The following is a 25,681-nucleotide window of genomic DNA, read 5'->3' on the forward strand; positions in this document are numbered from 1 at the left end:
ATTCTTTTAAATAAAACAACTGGCACAACCTTCTCCTTCAGCAGCTAAGATTTCATCTTGCCAACTTGTCGTAGTTTTTGTGTTAGTTTTGTTTTTATGCATTCGTAAATAGTGTTCTTTTTTTATTGCGTTAACACGTTCAGGCTTCTTTAATTCTTGTAATGGCTCAATTGTCCATGTATAACCTTCTTTTTCATATTCAATAGCTTTATCATATAAAGTTGGATGTTGTTCCAACAACCAAACCCATTCAATTTTTTGTTGAAAAAAACAAAAGAAACAGCCAGAACGACTTCTAGAGTAAGTTCCTTTTTTCAACTCTCCATTTATTTCTACTTCATATTCAAGCGGTAAATAATAAGCTGGTATTCCTACTCCCGAATCATCTAAAATTTTAAAAATATCATCTATGCCTAAAACTTCTTCATTCTCAATCAAGGAGAAACTTTCCAGTTTACCAACAGGATAATCTGTGGTTTTTAAAAATTCAAAAACTACTTTATTAAATAGTTTTACATCAGTATCAAGTAGCGCATTTACTTTTTGTTTTTGTGTAAAACGCAAAGAAATAGGTTGCTCTACATATTGTAAAATCATTTCTAACTTTCCTTTGGGTGCTAATAATTCATAATTACTTTTTACAAAATCAATATTTGAATTTGTCAGGAACTTTTTAATCACATCTTCACTCCAAATATTTTTTCTGAAAGGAAAAATAGATTGAATGTTTTCTTTTTTAGAGATGTAGCCTTCTCTGTTTTCGTCACCGCGAATGCCAACATAAGAAATAGTTGGTGTTGTGCCAATCTCATTTTCAAATGGTTCTAGCTTCATTTTTCCTGTACACCACCGAGCAGTCGCAGAAGGTAAATAACCTCCATACATAGCCAAAAAGTGGTCAAAAGGATTTTTCTCAGGAGAATTTAATTCATCAATTGATTTATAAAGACGAATGTTTTTACCTAAAACCGAATTTAATTTATTTATTAAATCATAAGTCTCAGTCAATTCTTTTCCAGTATCGCAAGTGTAATATTCAACATTTACATCAGGGTGTTTTCGGCTCATGTAAATGGCTAACGCGGCACTGTCTTTTCCTCCTGAAATTCCTAATACATGTTTTATCTCACTCATAATACTAAATCTTGATTAAGTTCAGTAGATAAAAGTTCCATAAGTAATTGTTTGCGCTTATGAATATCTAATGTAATTAATTTTTCTTTTAATTGAACCCTTACCGCTTCAAATTCTTTGTTATATTCATTAGAAAGTATGATTTTATCATCAAGTATTCTACCTGATGATCCAATCATTTGTATGGATATCATTTTTTTGTTTTCACTAGATTTAAACTCATGAAGTTCAGAAGCCTTTATTAGACCTAGTAAAAAGTTTTCTAAATTTGTAATTAATAATACATCCTCCTCATCGATCATTCTGTCAATTGATTTTCCTAATGCAGCATCTGCTACTGATTTAAGCCAAGAAGCTCTGTCATCTAGTGGCGAAATTAATCGTTTGTAAAAAATAGATTGTTCAGTACCCAGTAAACTCAAATTGATATTATTTAATCTATCTTTAATTTCAATTTTATACTTTTCGAAATCCAGATTTTCGCAGTAAAAAGAGTGAATAATTTTTTCTTCAATTCTATCTAATAAAGAATTATATGCCGAACGTATTTCTCTAATTGCATCTTGAATATGGTAAGTAAATGATTTTAAAACCTCTTCATCATCACTTAGGGAAATGGAATGAAAGCCTAAGGCATTTGGGAAATGATTAAATAAAGCATCCTCAGGATCTTTTGCATTTTTAATAGCCTCTCTTAAGCTTATGGCTTTAGGAGAAAGTCTTTTAGTATTTATTGTGTATTCATTTAGACCTCTGTAAAAACGCAAGAAATTTCCAAAAATAGATAAAAATGTACTTTTTGTACCTAATTCAATATCTCCAACTTGCACCAATTCCTTATAACTTTCTAAAAGATTAACTTTCAGTCCAGATACATCATAACTTTTGATAGAATAATTCGCGGGTGATTTATGAACTAAATCTAATACATCTTCTGTTAGATATGGTATGAAACCATTAATTTCATGGAATAAAGCAAAATCTTCTTTGTTAATAATAAGAAATAGAGGAACCCAGAATTCGGTAAATCCTTTTTTTAATTTAAAAGGTGCTTTGCTTAAAATATCGTATAGTTCAGATAAATTTCTTCTAGAGGAATTAGCTGATTTTACGAATCTATTACATTCTTCCCATAATGGCAAAAAAGTAATATCTTTTGGAGTAGAAAAAGTATAGTATCTTAGTTCATCACTAAACGCATGCATTCCAGTATCTCTCAATAAAGTAATGTAAATTGATTTTTCGGGAGGAAATTTATCAATTGGAAAACCAAGATTCTCTTCACTTTCATTATTCAATAGGTTACGAATAAAAGATTTTCTTGCTGTGCTTATCTGAGAGCTCAAGAATTCCTTATTAACTAGTTCATTTTTGTAGTAAGGGGCTTTATTAAATTCTATATCACATATGGTAGATAGTGTTTCATTTAGAGCTTTTTTTGATCTAATATCTTCAACTCTCCCATTATAAAACCATACATTCTGATCATTAGAAATGAATAAATTATCTAAAACTAGTTTTTCTAATTGTTGTTTATGAAATTCTAGTTCTTTTGCTAATAATTTTCCTGCATTGATATCTTCCTTGTGTTTTGAAATTAAAAAATACAATTTGTTTATTGTGAAAATCTCATTGTGGATTTGTTTAGAATTTTTATATATAACAAAAAGATTACTCCCAGAATTTATTGATAATGCTCTTATTTCTTTTTCTTTAATATTTATATCAAAGATCAAATTAATATAGCCATCAAGAGCTCCTTCAGCTTTGGTAACAGAATTTATATTTTGTAAGATCCGATACTCGAAAAAACGTGGTGTACCTTTTTCGTAAGAATTCTTTTTGACCAGGATAACCGGGAAATTAACCAAGTCGGTTATAGCGTCATTTATCGAAAAGTCATTGTTTATTTCCTTTGAAGCATCAGCTAATTCTTGCTCGATGTCTAAATCTGTTCCTTCTAAAAAATTTATTTTGTTACTATGATTGTAGAACCTAATAATTCCCGATTTATCCAGTTTTTCTATAGTATTCTCGATATCAATTAAATCAAATTCACTTGTGTAGTAGATATAATTGGATATGAATTTTTTATCTAATAAGCTTCCTGCCTTAGTGAAAATATTAGCTAAACAAATAGTTTTTATTATATTAGTTATTAAATCATAATTTGTATTTTGAATCAATTCAGCACGCTCAAGTGCTCTAAAACAAGTTTGCCATTGCAAGCGATGTGGATTATTCGAACTGTAAATTTCACCGCCTAAAGTATTGACTAGATAGTCAAAAACATTGGAGATGGAATAAAATTTTCCTTTAAATGAAATAATGGAATATTTGGTTGTGTCGTTTAAAAATGTAAATAACGATCTTTCATTTTGTCCATATCTCTGCAAGGAATTGACCAAAATATTTGCAGATAACCAATCAAGAGGATATAATGACTTGGCTAGTTCACCAGAACTTATTTCGTTAAAACTAACAAGGTTACTTTTTTTAATTGCTTTATTTAGAAGGTTAAAGCTATCCTCATTTTTTTTGGGCAATTCAAAACTTTGAAGAGTATTTGATGCAAAAAACAAAAGTTGCTCAACAGGTTCATTAAAAAGTAATTCTACAAAACGGCCTTTAATTTTTTCCCATTCTTGTTTTTCGGACAAGGCAAGTGATGCAGAATACGAAATAAAACTTTGATGTAGGGAGATGATGAAGAATACATTTTTAGCATCATCATTAACCCATTCTGAGATTTGTTGCAATAAATAAAGATCATTTACATCATTGTTTTTACCAATAAATTCAAGAAATTTACCAAACTCATCGATAATTAAAACTAAGCCCCTATTTTTTTTGGCAGAATTAATTCTTCTGTTTTCCAGTTCTTCAATTATTTCATCTGAGGATGCATCTTTTAACTTTAAGGTTTTTAGTAAAGAAGCGCTTAAAGAAACATTATCTCCAACTAATTTTATAAAATCATATGAGCTTACCTTTGAGTCTACATTATTTCTAAAATAGATTTTTTCGTGTAGTAAGTTTTTTTGTAATGCCCAAAGAAATGTTGATTTACCGGTACCATAATTCCCGATTAAGGTAAATGATTTATTGCTTTTTCCTTCACTAGTAAGAATACGATCATAGATTTGAATCGCATTCGGGGTAACAATATAATTTAAGTCTTTTGACTCGTCTCTTAATATGTTAGTAGATATATTATTATACTTCATAATATGACTCTAATAAGTTTGTCTTATAATCTTTTGGTATGCCTTTTATCTGAATTTGCCTTATTCCCGCATCATTTTTATATATGAATTCTGGATATACCGAACATAACTGTTCTATTAAATTGTCTAATCCATCATTTGAAAGGCAGAAATAAGAACCGATTGTATTTCTTAACTCTTCATAACTAATATCTTTTCGATCATCAAGATAATCTAAAAGGCAATATGCGAAAATGTTAATTGGTAAATTGTTTCGGACTTCTTTGTTTATCTTATACACCGTTTCACCATTAGCGTTTTTAGAATTTAGTTGCGAAATCAAGTTTAACTCTAGTAAAGGCGAATTAAAATCATCTTCAATGGTCTTCAATGATTTTGTTGGTGTTGCATAGGATTTTACAAAAACTTTAAAATCAGACGTTAATGTATTTGGACTAACTTCTCTTTCATTATTATCTCTAATTTTTTTTTCGATGAATTGAATAATTTGCCTTTCAGAAAAATCTAAAGTAACTTTGTCGTTGAAATATTCGGAGAAAATCATGTTAAAAATACTCGCATAATTGCATTTACAAATTTTATATTGCAAAAGCCATAATGTACCCTCATCTTCTAAATAAGGATCGTATGCATTATCATTATTTAAAAATAGCTTGTTTGATATTTCTGAAATTTCATGCCTGTCATTTATCAATCCAAATGCCTTAAGCCAATGTTGAATTGATTGAACCATATTTTTACCAACACCTAATCTTGATATTGCAATTTCAGGCCTGTTTAAAACCGTATATCCTTCATTGTCAATTAGTTTTGTGCCTTTTGACAACCACTGTTGTCTACAATGAAAGGTGTCATGACCTGAAAATTTTAAAGTATTCATATGAAAAAATTAGTACTGCAAGTTACTAAATTTACTATGGATGAATTCATCCATAGCGTAAAACTTATGAAAATAACACTTTTTACTGTTTAAATATTTGAAAATCAATGATTTATGTGTTTTTGTATTGTTTTGTTCAATTTGTTTGTTAAGGTTATTTTGGTTTAATTGGTTTTATAATGATATAATTTTGCATGTGTATAGAAACTACGGTTAATTGTAAAAAACAGATAGTAGATTATCTAAAAAATGGAGCTTTGACTTAAATAAGAGTCAATAGAAAGAAAGCTATTAATATTAAAAAACAACCAAAAACTTTGGAACAACCGAAAACATTTGGAGAGATTATCAAACCTTTTTCCTTTACAATTCCTGATTATCAAAGAGCTTATTCCTGGGGTGAAAAACAGTTAATAGCTTTTGTTAATGACATTTTGGAATATTATGCTAAAACTGATGATGAGCAATCTGACAATAAAAACTATTATCTTGGCCATTATATTTTAGAAGGAAAATACGGGACAGCTGAATATGAGATAATTGACGGGCAGCAGCGTATCAGTACTGTTTATTTATTTTTACTAGTCTGCAAGCATCTGAAAAAAGATTGTGACTATTATAAGCAGATTAATCTAACACCTGTTTCTTATGACAAGGACGGGTTGAATGTTCTTGTAAATGCTTTAGAAACAAACGGAGGTAATATAAATGTAAGACTAACGGAATTGTTAAACGATACGGGAAATAAGACCATGTCTTTCGTAAGAATGTTAGATGCGGTCAGATTATTTTTTGATTGTTTTTCAGAAGGGAAAAAGTTACCAAAATTAGACGTTAATAAAATTGACAAATATGTAGATGTAATAGATAAAGCACATTGCTCTGTTGCCTGCTATACTGATAAAGCGGTTGCTTCTCAGATTTTTGAATTACACAATACGCGCGGGATAGCACTCTCTGAGACAGAAAAAGTCAAAGCGCTGTTGATGAAGAATGTCTACATCAATTCACAAAATTCCAATGCAGAAATTGAAAAGATTCAAAATGCTTTTGCACGCATTTTTGAAATGGAGGAAAAAGCAAGCGATGTCTGGCTGCGTGGTGATTTATCATTAGACACTATATTGATGCATCATCTGCAAGCTGTGGAAAACGGTCATAAAAAAGAGAATTTCGGCTTACCTCAAGGAATCTCAGGAGATAATGGCTCTTTTGAATACGTTAAAAAAGCATTATTAAAAAAAAACGATAAAAATAAAATTGTTGAATATGCGATAAATGTAGCTGAACAATTTGAAAAATCAATGAATATCCTTGTCAATAAAATTCCAAAAGCTGATCAAGAAAACCCTCTAATTGGTGATGTTCTACTTTTAGATAAAAACCGAAGCATTATATTTTTACTTCGAGCTTTCAGATCGGGAAACCCAATTGAAAATAAACTAATCGAGCGTTGGGAGAACTTTCTGATCTGTTATGAAATCATATACTGGAATGGTTATTATTATAATGCGAAAGCATCCCGAAATGAGTTCCAAATTATTTACAAATCAATTGAAAATGGTTCGAATTTAGATAAATGCAATAGTTTACTATCTCAGTTTTATAAAGGAGAAAGAAAATTTTCATACCGCTGGGAACATTTAGGCAATAATGCAGGCAGGTTATTTAATACAGAAAAAAAGAAATGGATCAAGGATGCGTACGGGTGGAATAAAACGGCTTATTTTTTATATAAATTTGAAATAGGTCATGATGCTGATTACAGAATGATCAGAGAAAGCATTTATAAAAAAGATTCCATTGCAATAGATCATATTGTTGCCAGAAGTCTGGAATGGAAAGATTTAGGAATTGAAAATTATTCTCAACAAAAGATTCAAGCGGATTTACTCTGGAAAGAAATCTCGAGTGTTATCAATGGTATTGGAAATCTCTCCCTAACTACATCAAGTGCTAATTCTTCCGATTCAAACGGATTACCAAGTAAACATTTAAATTCTTTCAAAAGATTTGGGCTGGTCAAAACTGTAGAGCAAGTAGGATTCTGGAATAATCCCGAAGAATTTGCTTCTAAAATTTCTGAAAGAAGCGAAGCAATTCTAGCTTTTATTAGCGATAAAATCATAAATAAGAAAGACATTTGGAGTTAGTCTTTCCTACCCATTTTAAATGGATTATCTTTTCCGAGTTGTTTAAATTAATCGAAGTAAAGATAGAATCTTATCAGAAGCCAGAAAAATCAGTATACCTCCGAATGTTTAAATTTGGAGGATCTTTTTTTGATTTGAGTAAATTGTATAATAACGAGATTATTTTTATTTTAACAATTCCTGCATTTTCTGCTGAAGTAATTGTTTGTCTGGAAGCTGGATTTTATATTCAGCCACCATAGTAGAAGAAAGGCTTCTGTTGAGAGCATACTCTACTACCTTACTGTCTTTGTCGGTACATAACAATATCCCAATACTTGGATTTTCATTGGATTTCTTTACATCACGATCCAATGCTTCCAAATAAAAATTTAGCTGTCCTAAATGTTCCGGTTTAAATTTATCCGCTTTTAATTCAAAAGCAACCAGACACTGTAATCCTCTATGGTAAAATAAAAGGTCAATATAAAAATCGCTATTGCCAACCTGCAGTTTGTATTCCTGATCAATGAAGATAAAATCTTTGCCTAATTCCAAAATAAAATTCTTCATCTGTTTAATTAATGCCTGCTGTAATTCGTTTTCACTATAAGATTCAGAGAGATTCAAAAAATCAAAAATATAACTGTCCTTAAAAGTATTATTGACATCCGTATGTATTTCTCGCACCAGTGGTGCGAGTTTTGAATTACCAATCATAGTTCTTTCAAAAAGGCTTGATGAAATCTGGCGTTCGAGTTCTCGTTTGCTATAGTTTTCCCTTTTAGAAAAGCTAAGATAAAACTCGCGTTCTTCTACTGTTTTGCATCTTGAAAAAATAATCAGATTATTGGACCAGTTAATTTCCCGCACCAGTGGTGCGAGTTTTGGTGTATCTCTATAAATCTCATAAAACTGTCGCATACGCCAAAGATTCGCATCTGAAAACCCTTTTAAATCCGGTTCACTTTTCTGCAGAAAATCGGCCAGTTCTTTCACAACTGATTTCCCCCATTCTTCGGTTTCAATACGATTGTGGATATACTGTCCAATATTCCAGTACAGATTGATCATTTCAGTGTTAACTGCTGTAATAGCATTTGATCTGGATTGTTTTATTAATTGGATTATATCGGTAAATTGTTCCTGTATCATTATTTCTAAGTTTAAGTTTTTATTTATTATCATTTCTTAATTACCAGATGGCTCAATTCAATATCATTTAATAATCTTTCCTTTTCAGTATAAATGATATCCTTGATGTCTTTTTTTATCTGCAAATAATTCCGCTGGACCATAGAGTTATCAACTTTTCTAATAACAGGAATATCTATATATTGATCCTGTTCCTCTTTCAATGCTTTATGGTCATTGATGATTTCAGAATGAAATGTTTTAAGTTCTATTTTACAATCAGGGTCATCTGCTACCATACCCACAAACTCACCGGAACTAAGTCCCGAAATTTTGGATGGAGGTACTGCAGATTCTAATTGTTTGGATCGGCTAATTGAAGTATCTCCTCCTGAATAATGTTGGTAAAATTGACGCTGAAGCAGAAAATATTTTTGTATTTGCTATTCCAAAATTTACTATTCCGGAAAAAAAATATTTAGCCATACAGCTAATGGAAAAAAATGGAGGCAGACATTTAGAAGAACATGTCAAGAATACAAAACTGGTACAGGTAACTGTACTTCCCAAACTATAACCTAATATAATAATTTAAAAAATTGAAATCATGAACGAGAAAAATTTTGAATACTTAAAAGAGCAGGTTAAGTATACCGGTTTTGGCGAAGCACTGGAATCTCAATTAAAGGAAAAAATGCAGAAGGAAGAGCCTAATTTTACTTTGACGCATAATACACAATATGGTAATGATACGGCTACAGCGACATTGAATTTCAATAAGTCGAAAGAAAGTGATCTGTATTTCTTTAATTCTTATAAAGTGGAATTGCAAAAAGAAAATTCTAAAGAAGCCTTGGAACAAACCTTTTACATAAATAAAGGCAGCAACATAACAATGAAGGAAGCTTACAATCTTATGGAAGGCAGATCGGTAAATAAAGATCTCACCAGTAAAGAGGGGGAAGTTTATAATTCTTGGGTTCAAATAGACTTCAAACAATCCGAATCTAATGGAAACTTTAAACTAAACCATTACCATCAAAATTACGGTTATGATTTAGAAGCAGCACTGTCCAAACATCCAATTAAAGAACTGGAAACCCCAAAATATAAAGAAGACTTGATAAATTCTTTAAAAAAGGGAAACTTGCAATCTGCTACTTTCCAAAAAGAAGGAAATGAGATTAAGCAGTATATTGAAGCCAGTCCACAATTCAAGACAATCAATGTATATGACAGCAATTTACAGCGCATTGATAACCGTCAGTCTAAAAAAGAACAGCAATCCGAAGTCCAGCAGGCTTCTGAAAAGCAAGGCAGCAAAAAACAAAATCAAACTTCCGATGACGATGGCCCAGAAGTACCAAAGGAGGCTAAGAAAAAAAGGAAGAGCCAATCGAGTTCTATATAGTGAAAAATATAGTAAATAAATTATGAATTATGAACGAACAACTTCCCGTTAACCGAGTAGAAATGGAATTAAACCAGTGGCGCTCCAGGGAAGAGCGTTTTAGTAAGCTGTTTAATTTCAGTCTTTCCAATAATAGATCACTACTTAAGGAAAAGCTGCATCATTACGAGCGTATTGGAACAAAGTATAAGGGTACTAAAAATATTGAGGAACGTTTTGCTTTACAGCTGCTCAAGCAGGAAAAGAGCAAGATTCTAAAACAGCTTTACCCTAATTTATTAGTTCGTCTTGTTCGTAAACTTCTCGTTGCGCCACTCATAGACCAAATTGCGGTACGCAAGGATGCAAAAGAAGAAGAAAAGAACAATCAATCGCTGCATGAACAGGTGCAGCGTATTGGTTTTAGAGATTTGTCAGCCCAGATTGATCAACAAATCAAACAAGGTCACGAGCAATTTACTATTCCGGTTTCCTATTACGTCAACGAAAAGGAGAGACTCGATCATGAGTTATCCTTTTCTAAAGACCAAAGCGGACAGTATCAATTTCAAGGTTATAAAGCTAGTCTGTATAATGAGTTAAAACCTGAAGAAAACAGGAATCAGTACTTCAAAGTTGAGCAAGAAAATTCTGTGGACACAACCAAGGCTTATAATTTGTTGGCAGGAAGAGCGGTTCAAAAGGAAAAAACTTGGATACAACTGAATCTTAACGACAAAGATGCCAGTGGCAATCACCGTATCAAAGAATTTCATTCCGGATATGGTTATGATCTTGAGAAAGCTGTACAGCAACTTCCTTTGAAGGAATTATCAAATAAAAGGGAAGCCGATAAATTAAAGGATGCTTTAAAACAAGGAAATCGATATCCTATAACTTTAATTAAAAATGGAAATGAACATCGATTTTATATTGAAGCCAACCCTCAATTTAAATCGGTAAACATTTATGATGAGCACTCAAGAAAAATTACGCTCTCAACGGCATTGGGCAATAAAACAATCGAAACCGTAAAACAAATACAAAAAAACAATGAGAGTCAGCAGGAGAGCCATTCTAAACGGAATGGTATGCGTATAGTTAACAAATGAAAAATAATGAAAACATTACAGCCACTATCTGATTTCTTTGAGGCGATTGAAAAAGATTACCGTATTAGTATCACGCATATAGGTATATATGCTGCATTGCTTCAATTTAGGACGGAAAAGGGTTTTGTTAATCCCATTGAGGTCTATAGACATGAAATCATGAAAATAGCGAAAATAACTGGACCTGTAACCTATCATAAATGCATGCGTGAACTAAACGAGTACGGCTACATTAGTTATCTGCCGAAAAAAAATAGAAACCAGAGAAGTACGATTTATTTCAATTCTTAAATAGAAAATTATACTATGAAAAAGTTCACTTTTGAAGAACTTCCCGATGCAGTTGTAAAATTGTATGAGAAGATTGAAGCAATAGAAAGTTTTTTAGAAGATAATAAATCTAATCTGAAAAGAAGAGGTATACCTCTGTATCATTTATCCAAAGAGAAATGCAGTACTTATTTCAACAAGAGTGATCTGGCACAACTTTTTTATGTTCTTATGGATGAGAAAATTTTCTTCTTTGATGACCACGATCAAAAGTGCAATAGAAGTAAAATTCAGCTTTTTGTAGAAGAAAATTTCACTTATAAAGGAGATTCCGGGCTTCAAACGACCATAGACACAATAAGCAAGCAGTTTTCTGAGTCAAAAGGATTTACCTATAAAGACAAGCAGATAAAATTTCTGGAGCGTATTATTGACATCCTTAAAAAACGTAGAGATAAAATAATTGGCTGGTAAACTATATCATTTAAAAAGGCAATACTAAAAATTAACGATTATGTCTAAAGAAGGTAATAAAACAAAAATTTCCTATATAGCAGCAATCAAACAATTGCTGGATCCTCTATATGTAAGACTAGAAAAAATAGACTCTAAGATAAAAGGGAATAATACAAAAGACAGCTTAAGATATTACAGAAATGAAGATCTAAAGAAAATATTTGGACTGTCAAATAATACAATCGTAAAATACCGTCAAACAGGTATACTACCTTACACTAAATTAGGAGATATTTACTTGTATGAATCAAACAAAATAGAAAAAATACTTAGTGAAAACGAGCCGTAAGTATTATTGGTTTTTACAGTTACAAACGAAACAAAATACTAATTCAGTAAAAAGCAAAAGGATTCAATTATGAATCCTTTTGCTTTTTTTGATTAAAAAAATCAGCAAGTATTTACGTTCGCTAATTGTTCAAGTATACTTCTGTTTTAATTTTGACATATCCTCCATGATATTTATATCCAATACTTTAGCATAATGCTGTGTCTGTTTAATGTTAGTATGCCCCATCATAGCAGATACATTCTCTATGCGAACCCCGTTTCCTAAAGTTACCGTTGTTGCAAATGTGTGCCTTGCTACATACCATGTAAGATGTTTATCAATACCACATAAGTCTGCAATTTCTTTAAGATAAGCATTCATTTTTTGATTAGAGATCTGTGGGATCAATCCAATTTGCATGTTCTTGTATTTGTTAATTATAGCCTGGGTAGGAGGAAGGATAGGAACGTTTGCTCGAATTGTTGTTTTAGCTCGATTGGTTATAATCCAAAGATTGCCTTTACCATCCGTTGATATGTTATTTGAGGTAATATTAGCCGCATCTACAGGCGCATAACCAGTGTAACAGCTAAAGAGGAAAACATCTTTTACCCGTTCCAAACGTTTCATTGAAAATTTCTTACTTTCAATTCGGTCTAATTCTCCCTGCGTAAGAAATATAGCATCGGTTATATGTAGTTTCCCATCATAAACACTAAATGGATCTTTATCTATTACACCCATTCTGACACTGTATTTACAAGCTGTCTTATACATCCGCATATATTTGACTACAGAATTGTTTTGAATGCCTGTTTTGCCTTTAAAACGACTATCGTATTTAAGAAATAATTCAAGATTGTAAACGTAGGCACTGGTCACTTCAAGCAAAGAAATATCTTGTATTCCGTACTGCTTTGTCATAAATGTGATAAGTAAATCTTTTGCACGTTCATATTTTTGGAACGAAGCTTTAGATCGTTCTCCGGCATCGACCTTTCTTTTAAAGAACTCATTATGCCTATTCATAATTTCGATTATGCTTACATAATCTTCTTTTACGACTGTTTCGCCTTTAAATTCATCTTTGAGTAATTGCAAAGAAAAATCCTGATCAATTTTAAAAAGTTCATTGAACTTCTTTTCCATGCCTAGAAGAAAAAGATCCAAGGTATTTTTAATTACCTTTTCTTTTTCAAGTTTAAGAACACTCCTTAAGTTGTCGGTAAACTGCCATCTTTCTTTTAAGATCGATTTGCCCACCGCCATAGTTATGGATTGTTTCTTGTATGAAATGCGGGCGTAAATTGGAGATTCTCCACTTTTGTTGAATTTACCTGCTTTGAGATAAAAAATTACTTTTAACATAACTCACAATTTTAAATTAATAATCAAATTGATTTAAAATCGCCGAAAGTTTGTAGTGTTTTTAGGGAACTCCCGGGGAATTCACTTTTTTTAGTGACCCTTTTTTCGCTTTTTTTCCGAAAAAAAATAGGGGTCACTCATAGGGTCACCGTGCTTTGATAATATATGTGTTTTTTGACAAGTGACAAAAAACAAAAAAGCCTTTAAATACTAGTATTTAAAGGCTTTTGACTTTTAAAGTTTCTTTTGAAACTTCATCTGGCGGAGAAAGAGGGATTCGAACCCCCGGACCTGTTACAGTCAACAGTTTTCAAGACTGCCGCATTCGACCGCTCTGCCATTTCTCCAGTATGTCGCTCTCGTTATCTGATTGCGAGTGCAAATATAGTACGCTTTTCCGATTATAAAAACTTTTTTTGGACTTTTTTTTAAAGTTTTTCGAGTTAATTTTCAAGTATCTAATTATCAGTATTTCCTGGAAATAGATTTTTTGAGAATTTATTCTAAATCGTCTAAAATTGGCACCGGTTTTTTGTTCTCATCAACAGCAACAAACGAAAAAGTTCCTGAAACTACCGTTTCGCGAAGCTCTGAATACATTTGTTCCATGAAAATATCAACATGAATTTTACAACTTGTCCTTCCAACGCTAATTACTTTTGCAACTAATTCGATTAAAGTTCCAGCCGGAATTGCTTTTTTAAAGTCAATTTGCCCCGTTGATATCGTTACCACTTTCTTTCGGCTGAATCTTGTTGCGCAAATAAAAGCTACTTCATCCATCAAATGAAGTGCAGTTCCTCCAAATAAAGTGTCATAATGATTCGTTGTACTCGGGAAAACAGCTTTGAAAATATGCGTTTCTGATTTTATAATTTTTTCTTCTACTGTTCCCATATTAGTAACTTACGTATTCAGTAATTTCAAGTCCGTAGCCAATCATACCGACACGTTTTGTTTGCTGTGTATTCGAAACCAATCTAATTTTAGAAATATCAATGTCGTGGAGAATTTGAGCTCCAATTCCGTAGTCTTTGCTGTCGATAATTACTTTCGGAGCTTTTAATGTTCCTTGCGATTGCAACGATTTAAGCTCAGAAATTCTATTTAAAAGATTAACGGCAGTCATATCTTGATTAATGAAAATAATAGCGCCTTTGCCATTTTCATTAATCACTTTAAACATATCATCCAGCTGTTGCTCGGCATTATTGGTTAAGGTGCCTAATAAATCATTGTTTACTTGTGAAGAATGGATTCGGGTCAAAATAGGTTCGCCTAAATTCCAAGTTCCTTTAGTTAAAGCAATATGAATTTGTTTGTTTGTAGTCTGTTCGTAAGCTCTTAATCTAAAAGTTCCAAAACGAGTTTCAATATCAAAATCCTCTTTTTTCACAATTAAACTGTCGTGTTGCATTCTGTAGGCAACCAAATCTTCAATTGAAACTAATTTCAAATCGAATTTTTTTGCTACTTCAATAAGCTGAGGCAAGCGAGACATTGTTCCGTCTTCATTTAAAATTTCGCAGATAACACCTGCCGGTTTGAATCCAGCCAGTCTTGCAAAATCAATTGCAGCTTCAGTATGTCCTGTTCTTCTTAAAACGCCTCCTTGTTTTGCAATCAAAGGGAAAATATGTCCAGGACGAGCTAAATCGTGTGGTTTTGTATTTGGATCAACTAAAGATTGGACTGTTTTTGATCTGTCTGCGGCAGAAATACCGGTTGTTACTCCTTGACCTTTTAAATCCACAGAAACTGTAAAAGCAGTTTCCATATGATCTGTATTATTCGTAACCATTGCACGTAAATCAAGTTCCTTGCATCGGCTTTCTGTAAGTGGTGTACAGATTAATCCGCGTCCGTGTGTCGCCATAAAGTTGATCATTTCCGGAGTTACTTTTTCGGCTGCTGCTAAAAAATCACCTTCATTTTCACGATCTTCATCATCGACTACAATGATTACTTTACCTTGACGAATATCTTCTATAGCTTCTTCAATGGTATTTAGTTGTATTTTTGCTGACATAATATTATTTGTTTTGAGCGGGGAAAAATCGCTCGGAAATTTTCTGAAATAATTGTGATATTGGCGTCATAATGGCATCAAAGTTTATTAATCCGTTGTCATTTGTTGCACGGTAGGTTAATAAAATGGCCAATGGCGATAATATGAAAGAAGACATCCATGATCCCATAAATGGAGTCATGCCACCTTCCTGTGAAAGTCTTTTTCCAAAAGTATTGATGAAATGAAAAGTAATGAAAATCAATACAGCAAAAACAATTGGCAATCCTAGTCCGCCTTTGCGAATGATTGCGCCCAATGGAGCTCCAATAAAAAACATTAAAAAGCAGGCAAAAGCAATCACAAACTTCTCATATAATGCTGTGAGGTGTTTGTTGATTTCACGTTGTTTGTCTTTTAAATCTTTTTGGGTAGCTTCAACAGAATAGATATTGCTGCTGACATTGCTGCTCGCCATTTTTAGAATATCTTGTTTTTGCTTGTTTGTGTATAATGATAAAAGATCATTAGGCATTGGTTTTTTCTTAATATCAGTTTTAATTGGCATGGGGATTTTTTTAATTCCCACACGTTGATTGATATTTTCGGAAAAAGAAATTATTTCATTATCTAAATTTTTGTTTAACGAATCAAGCGTGTAACGTAGTTCATTAACATTCAGCATTCCGTTTGTACTGCTTACGTTTTCTTTGTCTTCATCAACTTTATTCAGTTCAGATAAGTCAATATTGATAATTTGCTTTTTAAAGGCCGCTTTTACAAAAGGTAGTTTAGCACGGTCTTCGTATTTTTTTGGCGTAACATCTTGATAGTAATAACCGTCATTTAAAACCAGTTTCAAAATACTGGATTTTTCGTTACTAATTAACTTGCCATTTTTTGCTTTAATAACAGTTTTGTTTTCCCCAATGTTGCTGTTTTTTTCATGAATAGTAACGCCGGTTAAGATATTCCCATTTTCGCCTGATTTTTTATTTACTTTAATATTATAAAATCCAACATCGTTAAACTGACCTTCGGCAATTGCCATTGCAGGTTTAGCTTGAGCGATATTTTTTCTAAAGTTAACGAATTTGTATTCCGCATACGGAATGACATTATTGGCAAACCAAAAAGCAACAATACTTAAAACAAAGATAAATACAATCAAAATGCGCATTGCTCTCTGAAGCGAAATTCCTGAAGATTTCATCGCTGCAAATTCATAATTCTCAGCCAAATTTCCGAAAGTCATAATCGATGCCAATAAAACAGACAGCGGTAAAACTAACGGAATAATTCTCGGCATTGAGAATAACAAGAATTTTACAATCAAAATCAAGTCTAAGTCTTTACCAGCAAGTTCTGAGATAAAAAGCCAGACAGTTTGAAGTATGAATATAAAAAAAAGGATTACGAATACCGTAGTAAACGTAATCAGAAATGTTTTTAATAAGTATTTGTCTAAAATTTTCAACCCGTAATTAATCTAATTTGTTGATGTAGTATTTTGGATATTTGCTCGCTACAAAGGTAAATTGATTTTTTGATAAAGGCTGATTGGTTTTAAAAGAATTAACGGTTAAAGTTGTTTTTGTTCCGTTTTTTCCAGTTTCGATCAAATTGTAAATGTGTTTTGTCTGAACGTCAATACCTAAAAGAATTTCTTTTCTTTGGTCTTTTCCACTTGTTGGAACTAATTTTATGTACTGAATTTTTCTTCCTTTAACATTCTGTACAATATCCATGTTGTATTTGTATCCAGAATTAAAGAAAGTAAGCATTTTTGAAGGCGTAATAGCATTGTCGTCTTTCTCATTTACTTTAGAAATAGTAACTTCTTCGTCTTCCGGGTTTATAGTATAGGTTTTTTGCCCGTCGAATATTTTAGTAACGCCCATGAAATTCAAAACATATTGATTTCCTTTCATCGTTACATTTCCTTTACTGTCTTGATTAATGTTTTCTTTGGCATTATTCAAAGAGTACTTAAAATCGATAACAATATTGTCGTAACTTTTTATTTTAGTTGTTACTTCGTTCAATAAATCTTTGGCTTTTTTATCCTGAGCCTGAATAGAAGTGAAGCTCAAAAGCAATATTGCAGCAATTTGAAAACACTTTTTAGTCATGTTAGTGATAGAATTGTTTCTGATTTCCTGAATTTTCGTTTTCATGATGGGGTTAATTTTGTTCATTATTAAAAAATTGATCAAGAGCACTTAAGTCTAAAATGTTCACGCTTCTAGCTTTACTACCTTCAAAAGGACCAACAATTCCGGCTGCTTCCAATTGATCAATCAATCGTCCGGCTCTGTTGTAGCCTAATTTTAATTTTCTTTGCAGTAATGAAGCAGAACCTTGCTGTGCATTGACAATAATCTCTGCAGCCTCTCTAAATAAGGTGTCTCTTTCGGAAATATCTATATCAAGATTGATGCCACTTTCTTCTCCAATGAACTCCGGAAGCAAATATGCCGTGGCATACGCTTTTTGTCCGCCAATAAAATCTGTAATTTTTTCAACTTCAGGAGTGTCAATAAATGCGCACTGTACACGCACAACATCGTTTCCGTTTGTGTATAATAAATCTCCTCGTCCAATCAATTGATCAGCACCTTGAGTGTCCAAAATTGTTCTAGAGTCAATTTTTGAAGTTACTCTAAAGGCAATTCTGGCAGGGAAATTTGCTTTAATTAAACCTGTAATTACGTTTACAGAAGGTCTTTGTGTGGCAATAATTAAGTGAATACCAATAGCACGAGCAAGCTGAGCCAAACGAGCAATCGGAATTTCAACTTCTTTTCCGGCGGTCATAATCAAATCGGCGAACTCATCGACAACCAACACGATGTAAGGTAAAAATCGATGACCGGCTTCTGGATTTAATTTTCTTGCTTTGAATTTATCATTGTATTCTTTAATGTTACGAACCATCGCATCTTTTAATAAAGAATAACGATTGTCCATTTCAGTACAAAGTGAATTTAAAGTATTGACAACTTTTGCATTATCTGTAATAATAGCGTCTTCCGTATCAGGAAGTTTGGCTAAATAATGTCTTTCAATTTTGTTAAAAAGCGTAAGTTCTACTTTTTTCGGGTCAACCAAAACAAATTTTACTTCTGCTGGATGTTTTTTGTATAAAAGAGAAGTCAAAACTGCATTCAATCCAACCGATTTTCCTTGTCCAGTGGCACCTGCCATCAATAAGTGAGGCATTTTGGCTAAATCGACAACAAAAGTTTCGTTTGAAATTGTTTTTCCCAATGCAATTGGTAATTCCATTTCAGCTTCTTGGAACTTTGCAGCTCCAATAACACTTTTCATAGAAACCATCGTTGGGTTTTTGTTCGGAACCTCAATACCAATTGTTCCTTTTCCTGGAATTGGCGCAATAATACGAATTCCTAAAGCGGATAACGAAAGCGCAATATCATCTTCTAAACTTTTAATTTTAGAAATTCTGATTCCGGCTTCTGGTACAATTTCATATAAAGTTACCGATGGTCCAACGGTTGCTTTAATTTGCGCAATTTCAATTTTGTAGTTACGCAATGTATCTACAATCTTGTTTTTATTTTCTTCTAATTCTTCTTGATTAATCGTGATTCCACCAGTCGAATATTCTTTTAATAAATCGATGGTTGGGAATTTATAGTTTGAAAGATCTAAAGTTGGGTCAAATAAACCAAAATCGGCAACTAGGCGAGAAGCCAGATTTTCTTCAATAATATCTTCTTCTTCTGCTTTTTCAATCACAAATTCTTCAGTATGAACTGGAGTTGCAACAGTGGCAGGGTTGATGTTCATTTGGACTGGTTTTAAAACCGGATTTAAATCAATTTCTGATGAATTTGAAATAGTTGGTTTTAAAGCTTCTTTGTTAATTTCGAATTGAGAATCAACTGTTTTTAAGTGGATATTATCCAATTCAGGATCTTCTTCTTCCTCAATTGCAAATTCTTCTAAATTATAAGCACTTTCTGGCTGTTGTGGTTGTTGAACAGGTTTAATTGATTCTAATTCTGAGTTGAATTCTTTTTTAGTTGAATCAAAATAAGACTGAATTTTTTCAGGCGATACTTTTATTTTGAAAATCAAATAAACAATTAATCCGAAAAGCAAGGTCAATAAAGTTCCTGTTTTTCCGATGTAATCCTGAAGAAAAAGGTTCAATTCATAGCCAATTGTTCCTCCTAATTCTGGCGCTGATGTCGCGAAAAAACCAAACAGAACAGAAACCACAATCATAGCAAATAAATCCCAAAACCAAGTATTTTTTAGTTTTTTGGTCGAAAGTTCCAACGCCAAAAACAATCCGGTAAGGAAAAATAAACGGACAAAAATAAAAGAAGCAATCCCGAAGCCTCTGTAAACAATAAGATCAGCAAGATAGGCACCGAATTTTCCGAGCCAGTTTTGTACTATTTCGTCTCGGTCTCCAAGACTGTTGATCGCGCTCTGGTCTGTCTGCCATTGTCCGTTCACATAAAACGAGATAAAGGCAACCAATAATGCGATTGAAAAAAGTATCAGAAGACAGCCCAAAACAAACTTTTGTTGTTTGGTTAACTTCCAAGACCTGATGCTCTCGACTTTTGATTCTGTTTTTTTGTCTGCAGTTTCTTTTTTTGTTTTTGCCATTCTTGCGTTCCGCCTATATAAATTTTGGGATATAAATAATTAAGCCAATTGCTATTGCAGTCATTGCGGCAAAAAATACCGCTCCGGCAGCAATATCTTTAATAAACCCGATTCGTCTGCTGTAATCAGGATGAATAAAATCAGCAATTTTTTCAACTGCTGTGTTCAATCCTTCAACACTTAAAACTAAGCCAATTGCCAATGTTTGGCAAAGCCATTCGGTTTGTGAAATATGAAAATAAAACCCAGCAATAGTCATGATAATTCCCAAAGAGAATTGAACCATAATGCTGTGTTCTGTTTTAATTAATTTTACAGCCCCGTTAAAAGCATACGTCATGCTTTTTAACCGGCCTGTAACAAATGTATTATCTTTTTGAAACTCCATTTAAAGGAAAATATTATAGTACTGCTAAAGCCGCTTCGTAATTTGGTTCGTTTGCAATTTCTGCAACTTGTTCTGTATGAGTGATTGTTCCGTCAGCGTCAACAACAATAATTGCTCTTGAGTGTAAACCAGCTAAAGGTCCGTCAACAATTTCTAAACCGTTTGCTTTACCAAAACTTCCTTCTTGAAAATCAGATAAATTAACTACATTTTCTAAACCTTCAGCACCACAAAAACGTTTTTGAGCGAAAGGTAAATCTCTAGAAATACATAAAACAGTAGTATTCTCTAATCCGCTTGCACTTGCGTTGAATTTTCTAACAGATGTTGCGCAAGTTCCTGTGTCAACACTTGGGAAAATGTTTAAAACTAATTTTTTGCCAGCGAAAGTACTTAATGAAGCAACTGATAAATCGTTTTGTACTAATTTGAAGTCAGCAAGTTTTGAACCAACTGCTGGTAATTCGCCTGATGTATGAACTGGATTTCCTCCTAAAGTTATTGAAGCCATGATTTTTGTTTAAATTAATGAGGTTCAAAAGTAAGGATTAATATTTGAATCTAAAAGTATTTGTTATGGGTTTAAGGAGAGATTAAGGTTGGTTTTTGGATGGCCACGAATTCACGAATTTATCTCATAATTTTAGATTTTAGAATGTAGATTTTAGATTTGCTTCATGTTTGTCATGCTGAGCAAAGTTGAATTCTCGGGAGGGACCTTTGTAGGTTGCTCTGTGATGTATATTTTAATTGCCTCCAGCTTTAGCTGGAGGTTTGGTAGATGAATATAAGGGCTTTAGCCGAACTTACGCGTTTGGCTAAAGCCTTCTTCGATAATTATTTGTATACCTCCAGCTAAAGCTGGAGGCAATTATTTTTTTTTATTTTGTAGATAGGCTAGAATAAAAAAAAACATTTATTGAAACCGTTTGCCCGCGAGAGGGATAGAAGCAAGCTACCGAAGTAGCGCGGATAGCCCGACAGCATCCCGATAAAAGGGCGGATATACGCAAAGTGAGTTAGCCCTTTTATCGGGATGTTGTCTCGCCCAAATTAATTTAGATTTTAGATTTGCTTCACGCTTGTCAGGCTGAGCGTCCCGAGGCTTCGGGAGAAGCCCGCGCAAGTAGCTCCACAATCTAAATTGATAATCTTTGTCGATTTGCTTTGCGTGGGCTTCTCCCGAAGCCTCGGGACGCTCAGCCTGACAAAGATGGCCTGAAAACTGCGACTGAATACTGTAAACTAAAAAAAAGCGCCTATAAAATAGAAACGCTTTCTCAGTCTTGTTTTTTGTTTTTTATTTGAAAAAGAGGCCGATTTATTTATCGATTGAACCTAAAACACGTTTCATGAACGTATTTAAAGCTTCTTTTTTATCTGTTCCTTGCGCTACAAGTTTTTGTACTTCAAGTGCGCCGTACATGTTCGAAATCAATTCGCCGATAACGTCTAATTCTTCATCTTTAAGAGAAGGAATTTCAGTCATAGCTTCTAGAACTTCGATCGTTTCGATGATATAATCCTGATCGTTTTCTTCGATGAATTGTGTTAAATGCTTTATTACTGGTAATTTCATAATTTAGACTTCTTAGATTTTTAGACATTCTTAGACTTCTTAGACCTTTTCAAAGTTTGTAGACAGCATCTAAGAAGTCTAAAAATCTAAGCCAGTCTAACGATCTAAATTTAAGCAATAGCGTTTACAAGATCGATTAAAACTTCTTGTTTGTTAGTTTGCGTTTCGCCAACTAATTGTCCGTTTACGAAAGTTGCGAATGTTGGCAAATTGCTCACATTAGCTAATTTTCTTGATTCTGGAGAATTTTCTGCATCAACCAAAACAAAAGTGATAGCTTCATTTTCTGTTGCTAATTTTTTGAATTTTGGTTTCATAATACGGCAATTTCCACACCATGAAGCTGAATATTGTACTACTACTTTTTCGTTTTTAGCAACTAAATCTGCTAACGTATCTTCGTTTAAGTCGATTAACATTTGTTTGTTTTTTAAGGTTCAAAGTGGCAAAGAGACAAAGGGACAAAGTTTTTGGAACTTCATAAAATGTCACAACTAAAAAGATTTGTTGTTCAAACTTTACCGTATGTTTTTAAGAAATATTGAAGTAGCAAAGGTTCAAGAGTATAAAGTTTTAAAACTTTGTAGATAGCAACAAAATACCTTTGTCACTTTGTAACTCTGAACCTTTGTACCTTTATAAAAAATTAGTTAGCGCTTAAGTATTCAGCAGTACTTAATCTGTCAGCAGACATTGCTTCTTTACCAGCTTCCCAGTTTGCAGGACAAACTTCACCTTTAGTTTGGATGTGTGTGTAAGCGTCAACCATTCTTAAGTATTCGTTTACGTTACGTCCTAATGGCATATCGTTTACACTTTCGTGGAAGATTTTTCCACTTTCGTCAATTAGGTAAGTAGCTCTGAAAGTTACATTTGAACCTTCGATGATAACTGAATCCGTTTCTTCGCTGTATTCTGTAGAATCGATATCTAAAATTCCTAAAATGTTAGATAAGTTACGGTTTGTATCCGCTAAGATTGGGTAAGTTACACCTTCAATTCCACCATTGTTTTTTGGTGTGTTTAACCAAGCAAAGTGAACTTCGTTAGTATCGCAAGAAGCACCAATTACGATAGTATTTCTTTTTTCGAATTCTGGTAATGCAGCTTGAAAGGCGTGTAATTCAGTTGGGCAAACAAAAGTAAAATCTTTTGGGTACCAGAACAATAATACTTTTTTGTTGTTGTTTACTGCTTCTTCAAAAATGTTGATTTTTAAATTATCACCCATTTCTGAGATAGCATCTACTGCAATACTTGGGAATTTTTTTCCTACTAAAGACATATTTTTCGTTTTACGTTAAAAATTTATTTCTGGTGCAAAAGTAGGGTATAAGTACAGGCACTTACAATAAGATGTGATTATAAAAATTTATAAGTTGATAAATTTTGACTATTTTATGCTTTAACTTATTGGATATCAATATTTACTGGAAGAATTCCGTTTGAAGAAATTTTTTCTAAAAATTGAATTCCCGCAGTTTTTTGAAATTCCTCAAAATTCTGATAAGCCTGAATTAATCCTGAAGCCTTTTTAAGATCCGGAATAATTGGCAAAACGTATGGATTTCCGAAAACGTACACGATACATTTTTTCGTTTGAAGTAAACTTGAAAGCAGTTCTAAAACTTCATCATCAATTTCGAAATTATTCATTGGTTTTGCCTTTGGAACAAACAATGAAATGATAATGGTTTCGAAATTTTCTAATTCTTTTTTGATGGATGAAATATCCGAAATTTCTAGATTTTCAAAAGCAAATTCTGGAGAAGTTAGTTTTGAATTTAAAGTTTTAAAGAAAGTGTTTTCGGTATTTTTATATAAACTCAGTTTGGCAAGTTTGTTGTTTTTTTGCGCTTCAAAAGCTAATTCTGAATTTGAATTGTCAATGATTGTAGTAATAGCATTTTGAGCAATTTGCAGATTTAATTCTGATGCTTTTTTGAAATCTAATTCGCCCGAAGCAGCGGTATTTCCGGAAAGAATTCCAGCTTTTTCTTTCGCTTTCATGATTCGGTTAAAGCTTTCTTCGATGCGTTCTGGCGATGCATTTTTCAGAATTTCTTCAATTCCTTCTGGAACATTTTCGGCGAAACATAAAACATCATTTCCGGCATTGAAAGCTTCCCATTCTAAATGACCTTTGGTTTCGTATAATTTAGAAACGCTATGCATATTTAAAGCATCAGAAATCACCAAACCATCATAACCTAATTTGTCACGCAATAAATCCTGAATAACTGCTTTTGATAAAGTTGCCGATGTATCTTTTCCGTCATTTAAACTTGGAACAGCCAAATGTCCAATCATAATCGAATCGACATTATTTTCAATTCCTTTAATGAACGGATATAATTCGTTTTCTAATAATTCTTCTAAAGTTTCCTTTAAAACTGGCAATCCTAAATGCGAATCGACATTCGTATTTCCGTGTCCAGGAAAATGTTTCAGACAACCTAAAACGCCAACTTCCGACATTCCTTTTAAATATTCAACTGAAAAAGCGGAAACTTTTTCTTTGTTTTCGCCAAAAGAACGATAGCCAATCACGGGATTATTTGGATTATTGTTGATGTCTGCCAAAGGCGATAAATTATACTGAATTCCGGCTGCTTTTAAATCCAATCCAATTTGTTTTCCAACTTCGTAAATCAAACTAGCTTTGTTTTCAGGCAAAGCGCCAAGTGTAATCGCATATGGATATTGAGGTGTTTTTTCGATACGCATTGCCAATCCCCATTCTGCATCAATACTGATTAAAAGTGGGGTAGAAGCGGCTTTTTGGTAACGAGCAACTAATGCTTTAATTTTTTCGTAGCTGTCATCATTAAAAACAACTTTTTTCTTGCTTTCATAATTGGTTGCAGCGCTCGCACGGCTGTGAAAAAAGGTCAGTCCGCCAATGTTGTGTTCTTTTATCAAACGTTCGGTTTCCTGAATATTTTCTTCGGTATCATTTATAAAAACAGCAGGAAAAAAGAATTGTCCCACTTTTTGTCGTAATGCTTCGGCAGTAATTTTCATTATTATAAAGTCTTTTTCATGCAGACGCTATTATCCATTTCTTCATAAGGCGGATAATTTGGAATGATGGTATAATTTAATTTTTGATATAAGTTGATGGCTTCCGGCTGATTTTTGCCAGTTTCCAAAATAGTATAAGTATAACCTACTTCTTTTGCCCAGATTTCTAATTCGGCTAAAACTTTTGATGCAATTCCTTTATTACGAAAATCTGGATGAACATACATTCGTTTGATTTCAGTTTTGTCGCTTTCTTTTTCGCGAAAAGCGCCACAGCCAACTGGAATGTTATTTTCGTAATAAACAACGGCATGTTTTATTTTATCGGTTTTATTAAACTGATTGTAAAAAGCATGATCATCTCCATCTCTAATTGCTAAATCTTTATCTAACAAAGCAACGAGATTTATAAAATCAATATCGTCTGAATTGGTTCGTTTTATGCTCATGATTTAGAATACTTAGATTAGTATCGTTTAATTTTTCAACACATAGAAACATAGTATTTAGTTCTTGGGAAATGCGTTTCACTTTTTTAAATACACATAGCTATGTGTTGAGAAATGAGTTTCTCTTTTTTGTTCTTTTCACACAAAAAAAA

The 25,681-nt window shown here is 32.8% G+C and carries 25 protein-coding genes and 1 tRNA gene; 7 read left to right on the top strand and 19 right to left on the bottom strand.

Features of this window, described 5'->3' with window-relative positions; translation table 11 throughout:
- Positions 1-6 precede the first annotated feature (6 nt).
- Genes RB619_RS00055 through RB619_RS00065 form a run of 3 tightly spaced genes read right to left on the bottom strand, consistent with a single transcriptional unit; the run spans position 7 to position 5,241 of the window.
- Complete coding sequence (locus RB619_RS00055) at positions 7-1,134, bottom strand: phosphoadenosine phosphosulfate reductase family protein (protein WP_308092375.1); 1,128 nt, start codon at positions 1,132-1,134, stop codon at positions 7-9.
- On the bottom strand, positions 1,131-4,361 hold the full coding sequence (locus RB619_RS00060; protein WP_308092383.1) for a hypothetical protein: 3,231 nt from the start codon (positions 4,359-4,361) through the stop codon (positions 1,131-1,133). Before RB619_RS00060 ends, RB619_RS00055 begins: the two co-directional genes overlap by 4 nt.
- Positions 4,351-5,241 (bottom strand): DUF4007 family protein, encoded by an 891-nt coding sequence (locus RB619_RS00065; protein ID WP_308092390.1) that lies wholly within the window; start codon positions 5,239-5,241, stop codon positions 4,351-4,353. The genes RB619_RS00060 and RB619_RS00065 overlap by 11 nt, the downstream gene beginning before the upstream one ends.
- A 317-nt stretch (positions 5,242-5,558) precedes the next feature.
- On the opposite strand from RB619_RS00065, the gene RB619_RS00070 reads away from it, so the two are divergent.
- Positions 5,559-7,394, top strand: a complete 1,836-nt coding sequence (locus RB619_RS00070) for a DUF262 domain-containing protein (RefSeq protein WP_308092400.1) — start codon at positions 5,559-5,561, stop codon at positions 7,392-7,394.
- 165 nt (positions 7,395-7,559) lie between these two features.
- Here RB619_RS00070 and RB619_RS00075 read toward each other — a convergent pair whose 3' ends face one another.
- Both RB619_RS00075 and RB619_RS00080 read right to left on the bottom strand, forming a co-directional pair.
- Positions 7,560-8,525 carry a YhcG family protein gene (locus RB619_RS00075; protein ID WP_374119648.1) on the bottom strand — a complete coding sequence of 322 codons (966 nt, stop codon included), beginning with the start codon at positions 8,523-8,525 and terminating at the stop codon, positions 7,560-7,562.
- A 32-nt stretch (positions 8,526-8,557) separates the two neighbouring features.
- Entirely contained in the window at positions 8,558-8,806 is a 249-nt protein-coding gene (locus RB619_RS00080; RefSeq protein ID WP_308092429.1) for a hypothetical protein, read from the bottom strand.
- Positions 8,807-8,883: 77 nt separating this feature from the next.
- Here RB619_RS00080 and RB619_RS00085 point away from each other — a divergent pair, with 77 nt between their 5' ends.
- The 6 genes from RB619_RS00085 to RB619_RS00110 are packed head-to-tail and all read left to right on the top strand — an operon-like array spanning position 8,884 to position 12,084.
- Positions 8,884-9,084: a DUF4138 domain-containing protein gene (locus RB619_RS00085; RefSeq protein ID WP_308092432.1), complete on the top strand. Its 201-nt coding sequence runs from the start codon at positions 8,884-8,886 to the stop codon at positions 9,082-9,084.
- Positions 9,085-9,114: 30 nt separating this feature from the next.
- On the top strand, positions 9,115-9,918 hold the full coding sequence (locus RB619_RS00090) for a hypothetical protein (RefSeq protein WP_308092437.1): 804 nt from the start codon (positions 9,115-9,117) through the stop codon (positions 9,916-9,918).
- 29 nt (positions 9,919-9,947) lie between these two features.
- Positions 9,948-11,009: a hypothetical protein gene (locus RB619_RS00095; RefSeq protein ID WP_308092440.1), complete on the top strand. Its 1,062-nt coding sequence runs from the start codon at positions 9,948-9,950 to the stop codon at positions 11,007-11,009.
- A 6-nt stretch (positions 11,010-11,015) separates the two neighbouring features.
- Entirely contained in the window at positions 11,016-11,300 is a 285-nt protein-coding gene (locus RB619_RS00100; RefSeq protein WP_308092442.1) for a hypothetical protein, read from the top strand.
- Positions 11,301-11,315: 15 nt separating this feature from the next.
- A complete protein-coding gene (locus RB619_RS00105) occupies positions 11,316-11,753 on the top strand; it encodes a hypothetical protein (protein ID WP_308092450.1) in 438 nt (145 codons plus the stop codon).
- Positions 11,754-11,793: 40 nt separating this feature from the next.
- Entirely contained in the window at positions 11,794-12,084 is a 291-nt protein-coding gene (locus tag RB619_RS00110; protein WP_308092458.1) for a helix-turn-helix domain-containing protein, read from the top strand.
- A gap of 129 nt (positions 12,085-12,213) precedes the next feature.
- Here RB619_RS00110 and RB619_RS00115 read toward each other — a convergent pair whose 3' ends face one another.
- From RB619_RS00115 to RB619_RS00180, 14 genes are all read right to left on the bottom strand, one after another.
- On the bottom strand, positions 12,214-13,434 hold the full coding sequence (locus tag RB619_RS00115) for a phage integrase SAM-like domain-containing protein (RefSeq protein WP_308092467.1): 1,221 nt from the start codon (positions 13,432-13,434) through the stop codon (positions 12,214-12,216).
- Positions 13,435-13,693: 259 nt separating this feature from the next.
- Positions 13,694-13,781 (bottom strand) — tRNA-Ser (locus RB619_RS00120).
- Between the two features lie 151 nt (positions 13,782-13,932).
- Positions 13,933-14,331 carry an acyl-CoA thioesterase gene (locus RB619_RS00125; protein ID WP_308092474.1) on the bottom strand — a complete coding sequence of 133 codons (399 nt, stop codon included), beginning with the start codon at positions 14,329-14,331 and terminating at the stop codon, positions 13,933-13,935.
- Between the two features lies 1 nt (position 14,332).
- On the bottom strand, positions 14,333-15,463 hold the full coding sequence (gene ribB, locus RB619_RS00130) for a 3,4-dihydroxy-2-butanone-4-phosphate synthase (protein ID WP_374119638.1): 1,131 nt from the start codon (positions 15,461-15,463) through the stop codon (positions 14,333-14,335).
- A 4-nt stretch (positions 15,464-15,467) separates the two neighbouring features.
- A complete protein-coding gene (locus tag RB619_RS00135) occupies positions 15,468-16,919 on the bottom strand; it encodes an LptF/LptG family permease (protein ID WP_308092483.1) in 1,452 nt (483 codons plus the stop codon).
- A 7-nt stretch (positions 16,920-16,926) separates the two neighbouring features.
- Positions 16,927-17,619 (bottom strand): outer membrane lipoprotein carrier protein LolA, encoded by a 693-nt coding sequence (locus RB619_RS00140; protein ID WP_308092488.1) that lies wholly within the window; start codon positions 17,617-17,619, stop codon positions 16,927-16,929.
- Between the two features lie 7 nt (positions 17,620-17,626).
- A complete protein-coding gene (locus RB619_RS00145; RefSeq protein ID WP_308092496.1) occupies positions 17,627-20,089 on the bottom strand; it encodes a DNA translocase FtsK in 2,463 nt (820 codons plus the stop codon).
- A gap of 13 nt (positions 20,090-20,102) precedes the next feature.
- Positions 20,103-20,477 (bottom strand): diacylglycerol kinase, encoded by a 375-nt coding sequence (locus RB619_RS00150; protein WP_115886268.1) that lies wholly within the window; start codon positions 20,475-20,477, stop codon positions 20,103-20,105.
- Positions 20,478-20,490: 13 nt separating this feature from the next.
- On the bottom strand, positions 20,491-20,988 hold the full coding sequence (gene tpx, locus RB619_RS00155; RefSeq protein WP_308092508.1) for a thiol peroxidase: 498 nt from the start codon (positions 20,986-20,988) through the stop codon (positions 20,491-20,493).
- A gap of 810 nt (positions 20,989-21,798) precedes the next feature.
- Positions 21,799-22,056 carry a hypothetical protein gene (locus RB619_RS00160; RefSeq protein ID WP_008462029.1) on the bottom strand — a complete coding sequence of 86 codons (258 nt, stop codon included), beginning with the start codon at positions 22,054-22,056 and terminating at the stop codon, positions 21,799-21,801.
- Between the two features lie 110 nt (positions 22,057-22,166).
- A complete protein-coding gene (locus RB619_RS00165) occupies positions 22,167-22,475 on the bottom strand; it encodes a co-chaperone YbbN (protein ID WP_007805605.1) in 309 nt (102 codons plus the stop codon).
- Between the two features lie 227 nt (positions 22,476-22,702).
- Entirely contained in the window at positions 22,703-23,341 is a 639-nt protein-coding gene (locus RB619_RS00170) for a peroxiredoxin (RefSeq protein ID WP_308092534.1), read from the bottom strand.
- 125 nt (positions 23,342-23,466) lie between these two features.
- Positions 23,467-25,080, bottom strand: coding sequence for a glycoside hydrolase family 3 N-terminal domain-containing protein (locus RB619_RS00175; RefSeq protein ID WP_308092536.1), 1,614 nt, complete (start codon positions 25,078-25,080; stop codon positions 23,467-23,469).
- Between the two features lie 2 nt (positions 25,081-25,082).
- Positions 25,083-25,529: a GNAT family N-acetyltransferase gene (locus tag RB619_RS00180; RefSeq protein WP_308092539.1), complete on the bottom strand. Its 447-nt coding sequence runs from the start codon at positions 25,527-25,529 to the stop codon at positions 25,083-25,085.
- Positions 25,530-25,681 lie beyond the last annotated feature (152 nt).

The sequence above is a fragment of the Flavobacterium sp. LHD-80 genome (assembly GCF_030929605.1).
Classification (GTDB): domain Bacteria; phylum Bacteroidota; class Bacteroidia; order Flavobacteriales; family Flavobacteriaceae; genus Flavobacterium.

Bases quoted from the DNA above. Each gene is read 5' to 3' on its own strand.
- ribB (WP_374119638.1), bottom strand. From the start codon at position 15,463: ATGTCAGCAAAAATACAACTAAATACCATTGAAGAAGCTATAGAAGAT.
- RB619_RS00160 (WP_008462029.1), bottom strand. From the start codon at position 22,056: ATGAAATTACCAGTAATAAAGCATTTAACACAATTCATCGAAGAAAAC.
- RB619_RS00060 (WP_308092383.1), bottom strand. From the start codon at position 4,361: ATGAAGTATAATAATATATCTACTAACATATTAAGAGACGAGTCAAAA.
- tpx (WP_308092508.1), bottom strand. From the start codon at position 20,988: ATGGCTTCAATAACTTTAGGAGGAAATCCAGTTCATACATCAGGCGAA.
- RB619_RS00055 (WP_308092375.1), bottom strand. From the start codon at position 1,134: ATGAGTGAGATAAAACATGTATTAGGAATTTCAGGAGGAAAAGACAGT.
- RB619_RS00150 (WP_115886268.1), bottom strand. From the start codon at position 20,477: ATGGAGTTTCAAAAAGATAATACATTTGTTACAGGCCGGTTAAAAAGC.
- RB619_RS00115 (WP_308092467.1), bottom strand. From the start codon at position 13,434: ATGTTAAAAGTAATTTTTTATCTCAAAGCAGGTAAATTCAACAAAAGT.
- RB619_RS00125 (WP_308092474.1), bottom strand. From the start codon at position 14,331: ATGGGAACAGTAGAAGAAAAAATTATAAAATCAGAAACGCATATTTTC.
- RB619_RS00095 (WP_308092440.1), top strand. From the start codon at position 9,948: ATGAACGAACAACTTCCCGTTAACCGAGTAGAAATGGAATTAAACCAG.
- RB619_RS00110 (WP_308092458.1), top strand. From the start codon at position 11,794: ATGTCTAAAGAAGGTAATAAAACAAAAATTTCCTATATAGCAGCAATC.
- RB619_RS00180 (WP_308092539.1), bottom strand. From the start codon at position 25,529: ATGAGCATAAAACGAACCAATTCAGACGATATTGATTTTATAAATCTC.
- RB619_RS00105 (WP_308092450.1), top strand. From the start codon at position 11,316: ATGAAAAAGTTCACTTTTGAAGAACTTCCCGATGCAGTTGTAAAATTG.
- RB619_RS00175 (WP_308092536.1), bottom strand. From the start codon at position 25,080: ATGAAAATTACTGCCGAAGCATTACGACAAAAAGTGGGACAATTCTTT.
- RB619_RS00140 (WP_308092488.1), bottom strand. From the start codon at position 17,619: ATGAAAACGAAAATTCAGGAAATCAGAAACAATTCTATCACTAACATG.
- RB619_RS00145 (WP_308092496.1), bottom strand. From the start codon at position 20,089: ATGGCAAAAACAAAAAAAGAAACTGCAGACAAAAAAACAGAATCAAAA.
- RB619_RS00100 (WP_308092442.1), top strand. From the start codon at position 11,016: ATGAAAACATTACAGCCACTATCTGATTTCTTTGAGGCGATTGAAAAA.
- RB619_RS00080 (WP_308092429.1), bottom strand. From the start codon at position 8,806: ATGGTAGCAGATGACCCTGATTGTAAAATAGAACTTAAAACATTTCAT.
- RB619_RS00065 (WP_308092390.1), bottom strand. From the start codon at position 5,241: ATGAATACTTTAAAATTTTCAGGTCATGACACCTTTCATTGTAGACAA.
- RB619_RS00165 (WP_007805605.1), bottom strand. From the start codon at position 22,475: ATGTTAATCGACTTAAACGAAGATACGTTAGCAGATTTAGTTGCTAAA.
- RB619_RS00170 (WP_308092534.1), bottom strand. From the start codon at position 23,341: ATGTCTTTAGTAGGAAAAAAATTCCCAAGTATTGCAGTAGATGCTATC.
- RB619_RS00090 (WP_308092437.1), top strand. From the start codon at position 9,115: ATGAACGAGAAAAATTTTGAATACTTAAAAGAGCAGGTTAAGTATACC.